Genomic DNA, 15072 nt, shown 5'->3' on the forward strand with positions numbered 1-15072 from the left:
CGTGTGGGACAGCTCCCCTGCCGTGCTTACCTGCGAGCCGATCGCGTTGTGCGGCCGGGGCGGTGACACCGACGATGGGAACGGCACCAAACCCGTCGACTGAGCCGTGTCGGCGCGGCACTGAGTGGGTGTCAGGTGGTGGCTTGCGCGAGCCGTCAGCCGCCGACCTGTGCCGGTCGATGTCCACGCCTCCAAACTACTACGCATCGTAGAAGTTCAGGGGTTCCGTAGCTGTGACGAGTGGCACCGCCCCGCAGGCGGCTTCCCTGCGAAGAGAGAGAAGGGCAGGTCGGACGCGTTGAGACCATTCGGCGAACTGGAATCGGACATCATGCGTGTGGTGTGGGCGAGTGCGGAACCACTCAGCATTCAGCGCATCACCGATGTCCTCAACGAGGAGCGTCCGCTGGCTTACACCACGGTGATGACGGTCACCGAGCGTCTGCGGGCCAAGGGGTGGCTGGGCCGGGCCAAGCGCGGCAGGTCCTACCGTTACAGCCCGCTGCGCTCGGCGGACGACTACACGGCCGAACTCATGGAGCAGGCCCTGGCTTCCTGTACCGACCGCGCGAACGCGCTCCTGCACTTCGCAGGCCGCCTCGACGCCGACGAGGCGGCTGCCCTCCGCAAGGCACTGGACACCCTGCCCCCCGACCCCGAGACCGACCCCGATCCAGACCCCGAAGCCGATACCAACCCCTGAGGCCACACCGTGTTAGTCATCGCAGCACTGCTCGCCTACGCGGTATTACTCGGCGGGCCGGCCGCCCGCCTGTTGACCCGTGCGCGCTGGGTAACCCGCTTCCCGCAAGCCGCCCTGCGCAGCTGGCATGCCTGCGCACTGAGCCTGCTGGCCTCGATCGTGGGCTTCCTCCTCCTGGTCGCGCACGACCTGTGGGAACACCTCATGATGTGGCTCTTCAGCGCTGACGAGCCACTGGTCCACGACGCCTACGGCGGGCCCTGGCTGGTGGCGGACATTCCCCGAGCCGCATTGGCCGTTCTCTTCCTGGGATCCGTGACGCTCGCCGGCCTCACCCTGCGGAGCCTGCTGAACCTCCACCGGGAGCGGAAAAAGTACCGGCTCACGGCCGACGCCCTGAGGGAGCACGACCGTATCCACGACCCGGACGTACGCGTACTGAAGCACACGGACCCCGCGGTCTTCTGCATCCCCGGGACGCGCAACGGCTCACGCATCGTCGTGACCACGGCGGCACTGGACATGCTGTCCGACACCGAACTCGCCGCTGCGCTGGAGCACGAGCGGGCTCACTTGGCATACCGTCACCACCGCGCCTTCCTCGTCGGCGACGTCCTGACCGCGGCCTTCGGCTGGACCGGGCTCTCGCGCGGCTACGCCCAACAGGTGCGCCGCCTCGCGGAGATGGCCGCTGACGACCGGGCGGCCCAGCAACACGGCCGGCGAGCCGTCGCCTCGGCGCTGCTGGAGATGTGCGCCGTGGGCCCCACCGCCACGGTGTCCGGGCTGCCCGCGATGACAGGTACCGACCCGGCCGAGCGCATCCGCCGCCTCCTCAGGGCGGCACCGTCCCACGCGAAGGCACTGGCGCCCGCCCTGAGCACGGCGGTCGTGGCAGTGGTCCTCGCATTCCCCGTGCTACTCGCCCTGACCCCCGCAGCACTCCTTGCCGGCACGGCGCATTCCGGGTGCTGACCGCCTGACGTCGGCCGAGAAGCCGCTCAGTGCGCCGAAGCGGCTCTTGCCGGAGAAACCGTTCGTGTCGCACAGAGACCGGTGATGAACCGGCGAGTCGGCTTCCGCGGAGAGCGTTCACATTCCGGCCTCGTGATGCCTAGCGCGGGCACCCAGGGCAAGTGTCACGAGTGCCGCGCTTTCAGGGCGGCGTACGTCGTGGCCTGTCAATTCGGCGAAAGCGGAGGATACGGTGCTGGACGGTGTTGCGGTGGCAGTACAGGGCGGCTGAGGCAATCCTGGCCTTCGTGCCCTCAGTGGCTGCGATGCCGATCGTCCGGTAGTCCGGCACCAGGCCGATCGCGAAGGTCGCCACGCCCATCGTCGTCAGCGAGACGAGCAGCATCGACTTACGGCCGAGCCGGACACCGAAATGACCGAAGACGATGTCTCGGTCGGCCGGTGAACTGGAAGCTGGGTCCGGCACCCTACAGATCCTGGTCGGGTTCCGTGACCCCGAGGTCGACGCGCATGATGCGACGCATTTCCCACAGGGGACCCCACAGCCTGCCCATGCTCTCCGAAGCGGCTTCCAGATTCTCCCCCTGCCGCGCAGTGTTCCCATCGAGCCGCATCAGCAGGCCATAGAGATCACCGAGATGACGGTTTGCCGTGCTGGCCGCCTCCGCCACGGTATCGGGCAGCACCATCTGGGCCTCGGCGTGACGCATACGGTGCTCACGGCGCGCCCGGTCCAGGTCCGCCCGTAGCTCCTCGGTCATCTCGCCTCTGTCCAGGGCGTGGAGGACCTTCGCCATCACGTTGGCCAAGTCGCGAGTGCCGGCGCTGAGAGTGGCGTAACACGTGCGCCGCGCCTCAAGCTGAGCCTGGCGCGTGGCGTACTCACGTTCCTCCAGCTGGAGTTGCCTCGTGTGCTCCAGCTCGCGCGCCCGGGCGCGGTCGGCGCCGCGCTGCGTGATGACGGCGGCAGCGAGGGTGCCGCCAATGCCCAGAACTGCGATCACGATCTGGCTGATTGAGCTGTTCAAGCTGCCCCCTGGCTCCGATCGGCCCGCCGGGACTGTACCTCGCTCACCGGGCCGGTACCTCGCTCACCGGGAGTCCAGGCCGCCTGACATGAGCTGGTTGAGCACCTCGGTGAGCAGGTCGGTGCCGACGCAGACGTCGTGGTCCTGGGTGAACTCGCCCTCGTTGTGGGAGATGCCCTCGATGCTGGGTACGAAGAGCGCGATCGACGGTGCGACGCCCCAGCCGTGCGTCTGACCTGCTCGATGCTGACCGACGCACGCTCCTCGATACCGCGTGCGGACCCCTACGTGAAGGACGTGCCGGGGGCCGCCACGCCTTGCTGGGAAGGCAGTGCTCCCTCAGCGGCGCGGGTCAGCGCTGCGCTCCGGATTCCGCCGCGGACAACCTCTCCGGTGTCGTGGCCTCGGCGACGCTCAGGTCCTGGGTTCCTATGGCGGACAGCAGTTCCAGCTGCTCGGCTCCCGGACTTCCGGGCGGCGCGGTGAACCACAGCAGGCGTTGGCGTCCGTCCTCGCTGAGCAGGTTGTAGCAGTCGAGTTCGATGATGCCGAGCGTGGGGTGCACGATCTTCTTGTGGTCCATGCGGCGCACCGCGACGTCGTGGGTGTCCCAGAGGGTTGCGAACTCCCGGCTACGGCGGCGTAGCACAGCGATCATCTTCGTGACCTCCGCGTCCCGGCCGCGCCGGGCGGCCGCTGCCTGGAGGTCGGCCACGAACACCCGGGAGTGGTGCGGGTGGTCCTCGGGCGGGTACCTCTCGCGCGCCTGCGGGTCGGTGAACCAGCGGTACACGAAGCTTGCCGCTGGGCCGCGGTGTGCCGGGGAATCGCCGAGCAGGTTTCGGGCCAGGTCGTTTTCCACCAGGGTTTCGTGCAGATCGGTGATGACGCGCGTGGGGGTGTTGGACAGCCGGTCCAGGAGTCCGAGAAGCGCCGGCTGCACGTGTGCCGACGGTCCGTGTGCTGACGGGGGGATAGGCCGTTCGGCCAGGTGAAACAGGTGGTCGCGCTCGTCGCCGTTCAGGCGCAGGGCTCGGGCGAGGGCGGCCAAGGTCTGGGTCGAGGGCTGCACGCCGTGTTTCGCGCTGCCGCGTTCCAGCTCGGTGTAGTAGTCGGCCGACAGCCCTGCCAGCTGGGCGACTTCCTCGCGGCGCAACCCGGGGACGCGTCGGCGCGGGCCTTGGGGGAGACCGACCTCGGCGGGGCGGATGCGGTCGCGGCGTGTCCTGAGGAAGGCGCCGAGTTCTGGAAGGTTCACCCCCTTATGGTCGCGCGTGCGCCAGGCCGTAGCCAGGGGGTGGCGTCCCCTGGGTAAACGCAGCCCTGGCTAGGGGTGGGGGACCGGCCGATCGTTGAGGACGTAGCAGGGCGACGGCCGGACTGCGGCCTGATCGCATCCATTACAGGAGCCAGTTCTGAACCGCACGCAGCCCCCGATCAACGAGAGGCCTGTCATGAGGAACGACGACGCTGGAGAGGCCGTCCTGATCACCGGGGCTTCCAACGGCATCGGGGCGCTGTCAGTGCGTGCTATGGCCCTCGCCGGTCCCGCCGTGTACGCGGGCATCCGCCGGACCACGACCCGTAAGGCGACCACGGTGGTCGGCCCGGCGCGCTACGGCACCGACCACCAGGACGTTGAGCTGGACGTCACCTGCCAGGGCTCCTCCGATGCCGAGGTCGACCGGATCTTCGCCGAGCGCGGCCGACCGGACGTGGTCGTGCACAACGCCGGACACACCGTCCTGGGTGCCGCCGAGGCGTTCACCATCGGCCCCAACCACTTCGCCTGCGACCCGCCGACGTCGACTGCGCGGAAGTCCACGGCCAGCGACACCGGCCCCTGATGGGTGATCTGGGCAAGAGCCTTCCCGCGCTCATCCCTCCGGACGCCGATGTGACTGAGGCCGCTGAAGCCGTCGCGTGCCTGGTCGCGATGGCGCGTGGCACTCGCGCCGCTGCGCACCCACATAGACCCCAGGCGAGACGGCAGCGAAGTCTTCTCGGCGGTTGCCGGCCGCTTCCGAGCCGACCGCTTCCGAGCCGACTTCTTCCGCCGCGTCGAACTGGACAGCTTGCTCACGGCAGCCGGCTCCCTGTAACGCCCCACTGAGAGAAGGAACAACCAGCCATGCCTTTCGCGAACTTCAAGGTCCCCGAGAAGACGCTCACCCCGGAGCAGAAAAAGGAGATCGTCATCCGCACCACCGAGCTGTACGTCGAGATCTACGGCGAGCGCGCCCGCAACAACACCATGGTGTTGATCGAAGAGGTCGCCGACGGCGGCTGGGGTATCTCCGGCAACGTGCTGACCCTCGCCATGCTCGGTGAGGCGACACCGACCGACACCATCGACGTCTGATCGCGCCCACCGGCCGTCATTCGGCTAAGTCAGCACCTTGAAAAGCGAGGGCCGCCGCCGATCGCTCCCGGCGGCTGGCTTCGTTGACTTTGAGCAGCAGCGTTCGTCCGGCAGTGTGGGCAGCAGCTGGAGATCGACGGCCCTACGGATGTTCACGAGAAATGACTGCATGCGGCCTCGGAGCGTGCTGCTGCGCGCCGGGGATCTCCGGGAGGTGCCGCCCCTGTCTACCGTGGCCCTATGGCGTTACTGTCCTTTCTCCACCGTTTCAATCAGCGGCATCCATGGAGTCACAACGACCACAACGACCACTACGGCCCCTGGATCGCCCTGGCCGGACTTGATATCGCGGCGTCTTCCTCGGTCCGTCCGGTGCTTTCGGACGGCGCTGCCCAGCGCGTGTCGACGATGAGTTCGCCGTTCAGGATCACCATGCTGAGGTCGCGAAGGTTGCCGATGTCCGCGGTGGGATCGGCGTTCAGCACGAGCAGGTCGGCGCGCTTGCCGGGGGCCACCGTGCCGAGGTCGGGGCGGACACACTGGCGCGCCGCGCCGCTGGTGCCTGCGGCCAGCACCTGGGTGGGCGTCATCCCGGCCGCCACCATGAGTTCGGCTTCTTCCAGAGTGTTGGCTCCGAACAGGCCCCGGCCGCTGAAGGTGTCGCTGCCCAGCGCGATGTGCACGCCGGCCTCAGCGACCTTCCGGAGATTGCCACGGGCGTCCGGGTGGGCGTCGTCGATCCAGAGCGTGGGTGTGTAGGTGATGCCGTGTTCGAGCATCAGGTCGATGAGCGAACGGTCGGTGAGGGGCTCGACGGTGACACCGTGCTCCAGGCCGTCCGCCCCGGCCTCGACCGCCTCGCGTGCCGCGGCTTGCTGGGTGGTGTGGACGGTGACCCGAAGGCCCCGCTCGTGCCCGGTCTCGATACCCGCCCGAAGGAGAGCGAGGGGAAGCCGTTCCAACTCGACACCATCCGGAAAGGCAGGATTCTGCCAGAGGTACTTCGGCCCGCCGGAGTGTGCGCACGCGCCTTCCGACAGGAGTTTGATCGCGTCCACCTTGCGGTCGGCGAGACGGTGCACCAGGTCGCGGATCTCCTGCACGCTGTCGACCTCTCCCGTGAAGCGCTCGCGCGCCCAGGGGTTGCCGCTGAAGACGGTGGAGGCGGGATGCCCGTCGCGTCCGGTGATACCGCAACCGGTCGCCAACAGCCGCGGGCCTCGCAGCGTGCCTGCGGCGATTCTGGCCCGCGTGTCCAGGATTCCGCCCGTCGGATCGCCCACCGACTTGATGGTGGTGACCCCGTGGTCGAGGAACAGCCCGAGCCTTCCGGGAAGCTCGTTCTCCTCGAAGGCCCGCATCGAATCAGGACCGGAGACCGCGCGCACGTCGTAGAAGTGCACATGAGTGTCGATCAGGCCCGGCATGACCCATCCTCCGGCCGCATCCACCTCCTGTCTGCCCCTGAGTGGCTCGGCCGATACGGAAGCGATCTCTGCGCCGTCGATGGCGACGTCGTACAGACCGGTGAGCGTCTGGCGGCCGTCGAAAACACGTGCGCGACGGATCACGAGGTCGTAGGTCGCAGGACCGCAAGCCTCGGCGCTCGCGCTCGCTTCGGCTTTCTGCTGCATCGCTCTCCCTCCTGGCGTGTTCTGAGTAGGTGTTCAAGTCCGGGTGCATGCAGGTGGATCGTGCGGCCGCTGACATCGGGAGCGGAGGCCCTGAAGCCCTGCGCCCTCAAACAAACTGCAACTACACTAGTTACAGTTAAGAGGGCGTGATGACGCGTGTGTGCGTCACTGCTGAATCAGTGGTCCTTCGCTTCGTTGTCGGAGGTCAGTATCTGCTGCAGCAGGGCGGCGATCGTCGTTCGGGCGAGCTGTTCCTCCAGAGCCCGCTCCGCGTTCTGAAACTCGACGTCGAGCAGATCGCCGATGTTGCGGCCGATCACACATGCCCCACTGGGGGGATGGGGGTGCCTCGAGAAGATCCGCCCCGCCTCTACGGCGGCGTACGCGTCATACAGCGTGAGGTCCCGCGGATTGCGGGAAAGGGACCAGCCACCGCCCCGCCCCTCGGCGGACCGCACCAGGTGAGCGTCTCGCAAGCGGCCGAGGATGCGCCGCACGAGAACCGGATTGCTTTCGAGGCTGTCCGCGATCTCCGCGGAAGTCAACGAGCCTCCACGCCGGTGCGCCAGCATCGCAAGCGCGTGAATCGCGATCGCGCTCCTGCTGCTGAGTCCCGCCATCTCCGGCTCCTGTCGCCTCGGACTAACTGCCACCAAGCTAGTTGCAGTTAATTCGATGGTCAACCGAGCAGTCCGGGCCCCGGACTTGAGTGGGCCGGATGCAGGGCGACCGGCGGCCTGGGCAAGGTTGGCGCATGCGGCATGTGGTGCTCGTAGGAGTGCGGGCCGTCCGCGTCGCCGGCCGCACAGGCCGCGTAGCGTCAGGGCCGATGCCCGTCGAAGCGTGGGCAGTACCCCTACCCTGGCGGGAGTCTCGCTGATCGGTTCAGAAGGTGCTGCGCAGCCGTCGCAAGCAGATGATGGCTCAGGCGAGTTGGAGGAGTTCCTGGCGCGGGTCGGCGCGTGTCTCGTCACGGATGCGCAGACGTTGGGGCTGCTGCAGCCGCGCAAGAGGTCCGGTCACGCCCTCAACCCGTCCACCGCCGCATCGATCGCCGACAGGGCCGCAGCCCTGTCGAGCCCCGCCCTCGATACGAGGGAGAGACCTTGGACCAGGTAGAGCAGCAGCTGGGCCTGGGCCGCGGGGTGGGCCTTGTTCGTGACCTCTCCGGCGGCCTGAGCGCGGCCGAGCGCGTCGGTGACGATGTCGGTGAACCGGCGGTACGAGCGCCTGACGATCTCCGTGGCTTCGCTGTCCTGGGGGACCAGTTCGGCTGTCGTGTTGCCGACCAGGCAGCCCTGCGGCACGCCCATGTCGGAGATCAGTTCGTCCAGCCGCGCGGGATGGGTCAGGATCTTGCGCAGGGCGGGCAGTAGCGGACTGGTGTCGAGCGTGGCAATCAGGTGCCGCTCGTACACCTCCCAGTAGAGCCTGACGGCTTCGAGGTAGAACCGGCGCTTGTCGCCGAATGCGCCGTAGAGGCTGCCGCGCTCGACGGCCAGCGCGTCGACCAGGTCCTGGATCGACGTCGCCCCGTATCCACGGGACCAGAACAGTTCGAGTGCGCGCTCCAGCGTGCGTTCCTTGTCGAACTCGCGGGGGCGTCCGGTTCGTGCCACGTGCTCGATACTACGACTTCTTGACTTGCCGTTCAAGAAGTCGTAGCTTCCGTTGCGTTACTTCTTGAACGGATGCACAGAAGTTAGTCGCTCACTGGCCGGCACGAAGGACGAAGCAATGGAATTCGCAGGCAAGACGGCACTCGTCACCGGATCCGGCGCGATCGGCGGACTCGGGCACGCCACGGCCAAGGTGCTGGCCGCGGGCGGCGCCGACCTGATCCTGACCGGCACCGATCCACGGCGCGGTGCCCAGGTCGTGGAAGACCTCGGCGCAGCCGGTGGCGAGTCCGCCGGGACGGTGCGTTTCGTCGCTGCCGATGTGTCCGACTCGGCGGGGGTGCGGCAGCTGGCCGCGGACGCCGGGGCCGTCGACATCTTGGTCAACAACGCGAGCGTCATGACGTTCTCCCCGACCACCGGGCAGGATCTCGGGAGCTACGACGCCGCCTTCGCGGTCAATGTGCGTGCGCCGTTCCTGCTCACCGCTCTGCTCGCGGAGAAGATGGCCGCGGGCGGCGGCGGCAGCATCGTCAACGTCAGCTCCACCGCGGCCGGCCTCGGTATGCCGGGCATGGCCGTCTACGGCGCCACCAAGGCGGCGCTCGAATCGCTGACCCGCACCTGGGCGGCGGAGTTCGCCGAGTCGAACGTGCGGGTCAACGCCGTCGCTCCGGGCCCGATGCGCACCTCGAAGGTGGTCGCGGCGATGGGCCCGGACATGGGCGGCATGGGCCTGGCCACCGCACTCAAGCGCACCTCCGACCCGGGTGAGGTGGCCCACGTGATCGCCTTTCTCGCCAGTGACCGGGCCAGTTACATGACAGGGGCGATCGTCGCCGCCGACGGTGGCCGCACCGCAATTTGAAGAGGGACAGAACAATGGATCGTCTTGCGGGAAAGCACGCGCTGATCACAGGAGGGACGAGCGGCATCGGCCTCGAAACGGCCCGCGAGTTCCTCGCCGAGGGAGCGACTGTCGCCATTACCGGCCGCTCTCAGGAAAAGCTGAACGAGGCAGCCCGGCAATTGGACGGCCCGCTGCTGACCATCAACAGTGACGCCGGCGACGTACCCGGCCAGGCGGCGCTCGCGGCGCGGCTCCGGGCGGAATGGCCGAAGCTCGACATCCTGATGAGCAATGCCGCCGACGTCACCCACCTCCCGATCGAGGCATGGACCGAGGAGGCGTTCGACAGGCTCCTCGCGACCAATCTCAAGTCACCGTTCTTCCTGATCAGGGACCTGCTACCGCTCTTCTCCCAGCAGTCATCGGTCATCCTCGTCGGCTCGGTCTCCGCGTACATCGGACACGAGAACGCAACGGTCTACGGCGCGGCCAAGGCGGGCCTGCTCTCCTATACGCGCGGCCTGACCCATGAACTGAAGGACCGCGGCATCCGCGTCAACGGACTGAGCCCAGGCCCGACGATCACCAACGCGTTCGCGCCCCTCGGCCCCGAGCGCCAAGCCGCCCTCTACGAGGAACTCCGGCAGACCGTGCCGCTCCATCGCCTGGGAACCGCCACCGAACTGGCGAAGGCGGCGGTCTACCTCGCCTCGGACGAATCCGCCTACACCGCAGGGACCGTGCTGCGCGTTGACGGAGGCATCGGGCAGCTCGCGTACTAGGCGGTTTCATGCGGATCAGCGTGCGGACCAGAAGAACCAGAAGAAGGTGCCTGCGACGCAGAGTCCGTCGGGTAGCCGACCGGGTGGCCGCCAAGCTGCGCTGGGAGCTGACCGCCGACCGCACCGGCAGGCTCATCTCCCGGCCCTGAAGGTGGAGGGCCTTGGACAGCATTGACTCGGCGGTGACGCCCGCGCCGCCGATGGTCTTGCCGCGCTTGCGTACGCTGCCGTGGCCTTCGAGGGTGCGGTCGCGGATGTACTCGCGCTCCATGCCGGACATGGCGGCGAGCACGGTGAACACGATGCCGGACGGTCGTGCGAACCTTTCAGCTCCCCGGCGAGGAACTCCGGCCCGACCATCGCTCGCCTTCAGCTCCTCGACGGGCATGGCGAGTTCGATCCCGCAGCCGAGCCGCTTGTGCTCGTGGACGACGAGCGGCATGGCGGGGCCGGAGGAGCGGATCCCGCCGGCGAGCTTCACGGCGGCCTCCCGCTCCGGGCGGCTGCCGGCACCTGGGAAACACGCGGAGGCGAAGCCGACCTGGATTGAGGGGCTGGGCGCTGGGGCTGACTGGTTCGGCATGGTGGATGACGAGCTGCTGGCCGGGCGTCTCGCGTACGTCGAATGCTTGATAGGCGAGAGTGAGCGGGCCGACCTCTGGGTGGAGGACGTGTTTGGCGTCCTGTGCTTTGCCGCGCACGGTGTGGGACTGCCAGAGGCGGGTGAAGTCCGCGCTGTGCTCAGTGAGGGTGCGGACGAGTGCGCGCAGCCGTGGGTTGTCCGGGTCGAATCCGGCTGCCTCGCGAAGGTTGGCGACGGTGGCCTGTGCTGCCCGGTCAAGGTGGGACGGGCAGGTGGGGACGGGTCCGCGGACGATGTCGGTCATCCCTTGTCGGCGCATGCCTCCGCCTCCGCCAGGTACCGCGCCACCGGCCCCAGCGTCAGCATCCCGCTCGCCCCGCCCGCCTGTTCGGTGCGGGCGGCGCGCAGGGCCATTGCCGCGCGGGCGGCGACCGGGCGTTCGCCGAGGCGGGCGGCGGCATGGGCGGTCAGGCACCAGAGTGCCTCCTGCATGTGATCAAGGGGTGGATCGGGCGCCATGGCCAGGGCGGTACGGGCCTCCTCAACCCGGTTGCGGGCGAGCAGCACCAAGGGGTGCGTCCAGGGACGGTACGGGCCCCAGTCGAGGGCGGGATCGGTGGGCGCGGGACGGCCGTGCAGCAGACGTAGTCCCAGGAGGGCGAGGGCGAACAGGCCCCGGTGCAGCCCCGGCATGCCCGCCGTATCGGCGAGGGCGTTCTCGGCGGCGCGGTAGTGCGCCGCGGCCGTGGCGGCGGTCGGCCCGCCCGGTTCGGTACTGCGGGCGGCCGTGGCCCGGGCCCGGAACCAGCCGGTGAGGACGGGGACGAGCAGGGCCTCGGTGCTGACGGCGAGCTGCTCGGCTGCCTCGGCGTGTGCGGTCGCGGCGCCGAGGTCGCCGAGAGCGGAGGCGGATTGCAGGCGGATGAGCCGGCCGAGCACGGCGAAGTCGGGCAGCTCGTGCCGGGTGGCCAGGTCGAGGATCTCGGCGCCGATCATGTCCCGTGCCGTCGCGAGCCCGGGCCGGGTGAAGGACTGGAGGAACACGCCGTTGAGGGCGAACACCAGCAGGGCGGGATCGCCCAGCTCCCGGGCCAGGGCCTCGGACTCGCGCGCCGCCTGCCCGGCGCGTCTCCGTTCGATGGCGGACAGATCGGCGCTGCGGCTCTCGACCGCGACGGTGGCCAGCAGGCGGGCGCGCAGTTCGGCGGGGCCGTCGGTGCCGAGCGCGGTGAGCGTACGCTCGGCCGCCCCGACGACGGCGCGGGACTCCTCGGGATCGTCGGCCCGGCTCCAGAGGGCGGGCACGTCGTAGACGCCGATGACGCGGGCGGTCAGGGCGACGTCTCCGGTGCGCTCCGCCGCCTGGACGGCGGCGAGGCGGTCGCGCCGCGAGTGGACGAGGGCGTCACCACCCGCCAGGGCCAGGGTGCGCGCCAGTTCCACGGTGGTGCGCGGGCCGAGTCGTACGCCGGCGGTCCACACGGTACGCGGGGGCTGGAGCGTCGTGGCTCCGCGGAGAATGTCCGTCTCCAGGCGCTGGAGGTCGGCGCCCGGGTCGAGCCCGAGCTGGTCCACGAGCATCGTGCGGGCGCGGCGCAGGGTGGCCAGCGCGTCCGCCTGACGGCCCGCCCGGTGCAGTGCGCGGGCCAGCAGTCCCCAGGCCGGCTCGCGCCAGGGGTGTTCGGTGACGTGGGCGCCCAGTTCTGCGACGAGCTCGGCTCCTGAACCGGAGTCGAGGAGGAGGCGGGCGCGTAGTTCCACCCCCTCCAGCCTCAGCTCCTCCAGCCGGGTCCGCTCGCGCTGGGCCCACGCGGAGCCGGTCACGTCGGCGTAGGCGGGGCCGCGCCAGGCTGCGAGGGCCGTGTCGAGATCGGTCAGCGCATCGGGTGTACGCCGGGCGCGGGCCAGGGCGTCCTCGAACCGGTGGACGTCCACGGTGTCGCGCGGCATGCGCAGCGCGTAGCCGGGGCCCTCCGTGACGAGGACGCGCGGCGGGGTGCGCGGCGGCCGGCCGGGTTCGATGGCGCGGCGCAGCGCGGCGACGAACGTACGCAACGCACCCACGGCGCGCACCGGCGGCTCGACCCACAGGTCGTCCACGAGGGTGTCGGTGGGGACCATCCGTCCTCCGGCGGCGACGAGCCGGGCGAGTACCTCGCGGTGGCGAGGTCCGCCCAGGTCGACCGGGGTGCCGTCGTCGTGGAGGGCCCGCACGGCACCGAGTACGTCGATTCGCATGCCTCCATCTTCCGCGCCGCGGGTCCACGGCGCCGAAGCGTACTGATCGGCTGCTGATCGCCGTCGCCCACGCTGATCCCGTCAGTCCTCGGACCACTGCTTTCGCCGGTCCCCCGGACCCCAGGAAGGGGCCTTTCATGACGCTCGCCATTCCCGGTTTCGACCACGTCCGTCTGCCCGGTGCCGACGGAGTGGAGCTGGCCGCCGCCGTCGGCGGCAGCGGCAGCCCGGTCGTGTTGCTGCACGGCTTCCCGCAGACCCACCTGATGTGGCGGCACGTCGCCGAGCGGCTCGCCGGCGAGCACACGGTGATCTGTCCCGACCTGCGCGGCTACGGCGCCAGCGACAAGCCGGTGGCCACCGGCCCTGAGGTGTACTCCAAGCGCACCATGGCCGCCGATGTCGTAGCCCTGGCAGCGGCGCTCGGCCATGAGCGCTTCGCCCTGGTCGGCCACGACCGGGGCGCCCTGGTCGCCTTCCGCGCGGGACTGGACCATCCCGAGACCCTCACGCACCTGGGCATCCTCGACGTCGTGCCGACTCTGGACATGTGGAACGTCCTGCACGGCGTCCCGGCGGCGGTCGGCTTCCACCTGTTCCTCATGGCGCAGCCGCCGGGCCTGCCGGAGACGATGATCGCCAACAGCGCCGACGTCTACTTCGGCTCCTTCCTCGACGCCTGGGCCAGGGATTCGGCCGCCATGCCGGAGCCGGTCCGGGCCGCGTACCTGCGGGCGAGCGCCGCGGCCGTGCCGTCGATCGTCGCGGACTACCGGGCCTCGGCGGGCATCGACATCACACACGACCAGGCGGACCAGGACGCCGGTTCCCAGCTGGCCATGCCCGTGACGGTCGTCCAGCAGGACTGGGGCGCGCGACTGGGCTACGACGCCGCCGCGGTCTGGCACGCGTGGGCGCCGGACCTGGACCACCGGCTGACCGGCGCGGGGCATTTCATGGCAGAGGAGGCGCCCGACGAGATCACGGAGGCGATCCGCGACCTGCTGCTCCGCTGAGCCCTCCACCCGGGCCACGGGAGGTGGCGGGCGAGCCCCACGGGGCCGTATCCCTCCTACGGGCAGACCGGGCCGGGTCCGGGGACGGCAATGGGTTCCGGGCAGACCTATCGTCACGGTGACGACACGGACCGGGTGGGCGTGGCGGGGAGGGCAGCTGACGAGCGCCGGCGAGCCGACCGTCCCCGCCCCGCGCGGTCAGGCCATTTCGACGTAGCGGTGGACCCGGTCGAAGCGCCGGGCCGCCACGTCCCGGCGGCGGATCACCCAGTGGGCCACGCCGGAGTCCAGTTCCGTGACGTCGTCGCCGCACCTCCAGGTGGCCAGGAGAGCCCAGTCGTCGGCGCCCTCTCCGTGGGCCGCACCGCCCTGCTCGGAGGGGCCGGCCTCCTCGGGGCCACGGGCGTAGTGGACGGGGTCGTTCTGGGGCGAGACCGGATGGCCGCCGATCTGCACGGCCCAGGAAGGGCGGTAGCCGCCTCCGTCTGCCCAGGCGTCGGCGAGTTCGTCGGCGAGTTCGAACTGCTCGTCCTCGGGGAAGTCGCCCCATCTGTCGAGAGCGAAGCTCTCCGGCATCTGCGCGCTCGGCTGGTGCCAGACCGTGCGGAGCTCACGCGGTCGGTACGGCTCGCGCCGGCTGTGTTCGAGGGGGCTCGGGGTAGTCGGGGTCCCGGCGGGGATGTACAGCACCGCATCGGACACCTGTCCTCCGATGCCGTGCACATCGGTGCCGGAGAACAGGAGCAGGTGGCCGTCGGCGGGGAGCGGGAGGCCGGTGACGCCCGGCGGGAGAGCCGCGAGATCGACGGAGGCCACGAAGGGATCGGTCGGCCCGGGCACGCCGTTCGGCAGCAGGGGGTCGCCGCCGACCCGGGCCACGAGTGGACCGTCACCGCCCTCCGCCAAGTACACCGCCGGACGGGCGACGCGTATCCATTCCTCCACCTCCTCCGCCGGCAGACCCCGGGATGCCGCCTCGGCCCGGAAGCGGTTCACTCTGTCCATGTTCGCGTCGGTCACCGGGCCACCCTAACGGGTTCATGGTCGGGCACTGGCAGGACCGAACTTGCTTGAAGGCAAGGGAGGTTGGCGCTACCGAACTTTGGAACGTGATGTCGGCAGGGGCTGACGATGCGTTATCGGCACGGTATGCCGGTTGTGTGAGATATCCGCAAGGCGGTGGGCCGACGCCCGAACGGCAGGCGTTTCGCGAGCGGACCCGTCGACGCTGTGTTCAGTGGCGGGGACGTTGTTGCTGGGGAGGGCGGACGGTCCGCAGCAG

Annotated in this window: 15 protein-coding genes and 2 pseudogenes; 8 read left to right on the forward strand and 9 right to left on the reverse strand. The window is 69.7% G+C overall.

The annotated features are described in order from the left end of the window. The first annotated feature begins 298 nt into the window (after nucleotides 1-298). Together ACIGQF_RS37010 and ACIGQF_RS37015 are read left to right on the forward strand one after the other, a co-directional pair. Nucleotides 299-703, forward strand: coding sequence for a BlaI/MecI/CopY family transcriptional regulator (locus ACIGQF_RS37010; RefSeq protein WP_399720017.1), 405 nt, complete (start codon nucleotides 299-301; stop codon nucleotides 701-703). 9 nt (nucleotides 704-712) lie between these two features. Next, nucleotides 713-1678, forward strand: coding sequence for a M56 family metallopeptidase (locus tag ACIGQF_RS37015; protein WP_399720019.1), 966 nt, complete (start codon nucleotides 713-715; stop codon nucleotides 1676-1678). Between the two features lie 298 nt (nucleotides 1679-1976). On the opposite strand, the pseudogene ACIGQF_RS37020 reads toward ACIGQF_RS37015, so the two are convergent. Beyond that, a pseudogene (locus ACIGQF_RS37020) lies at nucleotides 1977-2105 on the reverse strand (MFS transporter); the annotation flags it as partial. A gap of 40 nt (nucleotides 2106-2145) precedes the next feature. Then, a complete protein-coding gene (locus tag ACIGQF_RS37025; RefSeq protein ID WP_399720022.1) occupies nucleotides 2146-2706 on the reverse strand; it encodes a hypothetical protein in 561 nt (186 codons plus the stop codon). A gap of 88 nt (nucleotides 2707-2794) precedes the next feature. On the opposite strand from ACIGQF_RS37025, the gene ACIGQF_RS37030 reads away from it, so the two are divergent. Continuing rightward, entirely contained in the window at nucleotides 2795-2941 is a 147-nt protein-coding gene (locus ACIGQF_RS37030) for a hypothetical protein (RefSeq protein ID WP_399720025.1), read from the forward strand. A gap of 117 nt (nucleotides 2942-3058) precedes the next feature. Here the strand turns inward: ACIGQF_RS37030 and ACIGQF_RS37035 are convergent, their stop codons facing one another. Continuing rightward, the gene (locus tag ACIGQF_RS37035; protein WP_399720027.1) at nucleotides 3059-3964 is read right to left on the reverse strand and encodes a helix-turn-helix transcriptional regulator; all 906 of its coding nucleotides are present in this window, start codon (nucleotides 3962-3964) and stop codon (nucleotides 3059-3061) included. Between the two features lie 196 nt (nucleotides 3965-4160). Here ACIGQF_RS37035 and ACIGQF_RS37040 point away from each other — a divergent pair, with 196 nt between their 5' ends. Together ACIGQF_RS37040 and ACIGQF_RS37045 are read left to right on the forward strand one after the other, a co-directional pair. Next, nucleotides 4161-4553 (forward strand): SDR family NAD(P)-dependent oxidoreductase, encoded by a 393-nt coding sequence (locus tag ACIGQF_RS37040; protein WP_399720029.1) that lies wholly within the window; start codon nucleotides 4161-4163, stop codon nucleotides 4551-4553. 284 nt (nucleotides 4554-4837) lie between these two features. Further along, nucleotides 4838-5068, forward strand: a complete 231-nt coding sequence (locus ACIGQF_RS37045) for a tautomerase family protein (protein WP_399720031.1) — start codon at nucleotides 4838-4840, stop codon at nucleotides 5066-5068. 311 nt (nucleotides 5069-5379) lie between these two features. Here ACIGQF_RS37045 and ACIGQF_RS37050 read toward each other — a convergent pair whose 3' ends face one another. From ACIGQF_RS37050 to ACIGQF_RS37060, 3 genes are all read right to left on the reverse strand, one after another. Then, complete coding sequence (locus ACIGQF_RS37050) at nucleotides 5380-6702, reverse strand: amidohydrolase family protein (protein WP_399720033.1); 1323 nt, start codon at nucleotides 6700-6702, stop codon at nucleotides 5380-5382. Between the two features lie 176 nt (nucleotides 6703-6878). Beyond that, nucleotides 6879-7322, reverse strand: coding sequence for an Rrf2 family transcriptional regulator (locus ACIGQF_RS37055; protein WP_399720035.1), 444 nt, complete (start codon nucleotides 7320-7322; stop codon nucleotides 6879-6881). A 399-nt stretch (nucleotides 7323-7721) separates the two neighbouring features. After that, nucleotides 7722-8321, reverse strand: coding sequence for a TetR/AcrR family transcriptional regulator (locus ACIGQF_RS37060; protein WP_399720037.1), 600 nt, complete (start codon nucleotides 8319-8321; stop codon nucleotides 7722-7724). Between the two features lie 118 nt (nucleotides 8322-8439). On the opposite strand from ACIGQF_RS37060, the gene ACIGQF_RS37065 reads away from it, so the two are divergent. Together ACIGQF_RS37065 and ACIGQF_RS37070 are read left to right on the forward strand one after the other, a co-directional pair. Then, complete coding sequence (locus ACIGQF_RS37065) at nucleotides 8440-9189, forward strand: SDR family NAD(P)-dependent oxidoreductase (RefSeq protein WP_399720040.1); 750 nt, start codon at nucleotides 8440-8442, stop codon at nucleotides 9187-9189. Nucleotides 9190-9203: 14 nt separating this feature from the next. Beyond that, a complete protein-coding gene (locus ACIGQF_RS37070) occupies nucleotides 9204-9953 on the forward strand; it encodes an SDR family oxidoreductase (RefSeq protein WP_399720042.1) in 750 nt (249 codons plus the stop codon). Between the two features lie 545 nt (nucleotides 9954-10498). Here ACIGQF_RS37070 and ACIGQF_RS37075 read toward each other — a convergent pair. Beyond that, a pseudogene (locus ACIGQF_RS37075) lies at nucleotides 10499-10792 on the reverse strand (transcriptional regulator); the annotation flags it as partial. Nucleotides 10793-10836: 44 nt separating this feature from the next. Continuing rightward, on the reverse strand, nucleotides 10837-12774 hold the full coding sequence (locus ACIGQF_RS37080) for a BTAD domain-containing putative transcriptional regulator (RefSeq protein ID WP_399720044.1): 1938 nt from the start codon (nucleotides 12772-12774) through the stop codon (nucleotides 10837-10839). Nucleotides 12775-12911: 137 nt separating this feature from the next. Between ACIGQF_RS37080 and ACIGQF_RS37085 the strand changes: the two genes are divergently transcribed. Further along, complete coding sequence (locus tag ACIGQF_RS37085) at nucleotides 12912-13790, forward strand: alpha/beta fold hydrolase (protein WP_399720047.1); 879 nt, start codon at nucleotides 12912-12914, stop codon at nucleotides 13788-13790. 198 nt (nucleotides 13791-13988) lie between these two features. Here ACIGQF_RS37085 and ACIGQF_RS37090 read toward each other — a convergent pair whose 3' ends face one another. Next, the gene (locus tag ACIGQF_RS37090) at nucleotides 13989-14810 is read right to left on the reverse strand and encodes a DUF1963 domain-containing protein (protein WP_399720049.1); all 822 of its coding nucleotides are present in this window, start codon (nucleotides 14808-14810) and stop codon (nucleotides 13989-13991) included. Nucleotides 14811-15072: the final 262 nt, after the last annotated feature.

It is taken from the genome of Streptomyces sp. NPDC053560, from assembly GCF_044544605.1.
Taxonomy (GTDB): Bacteria; Actinomycetota; Actinomycetes; order Streptomycetales; family Streptomycetaceae; genus Streptomyces.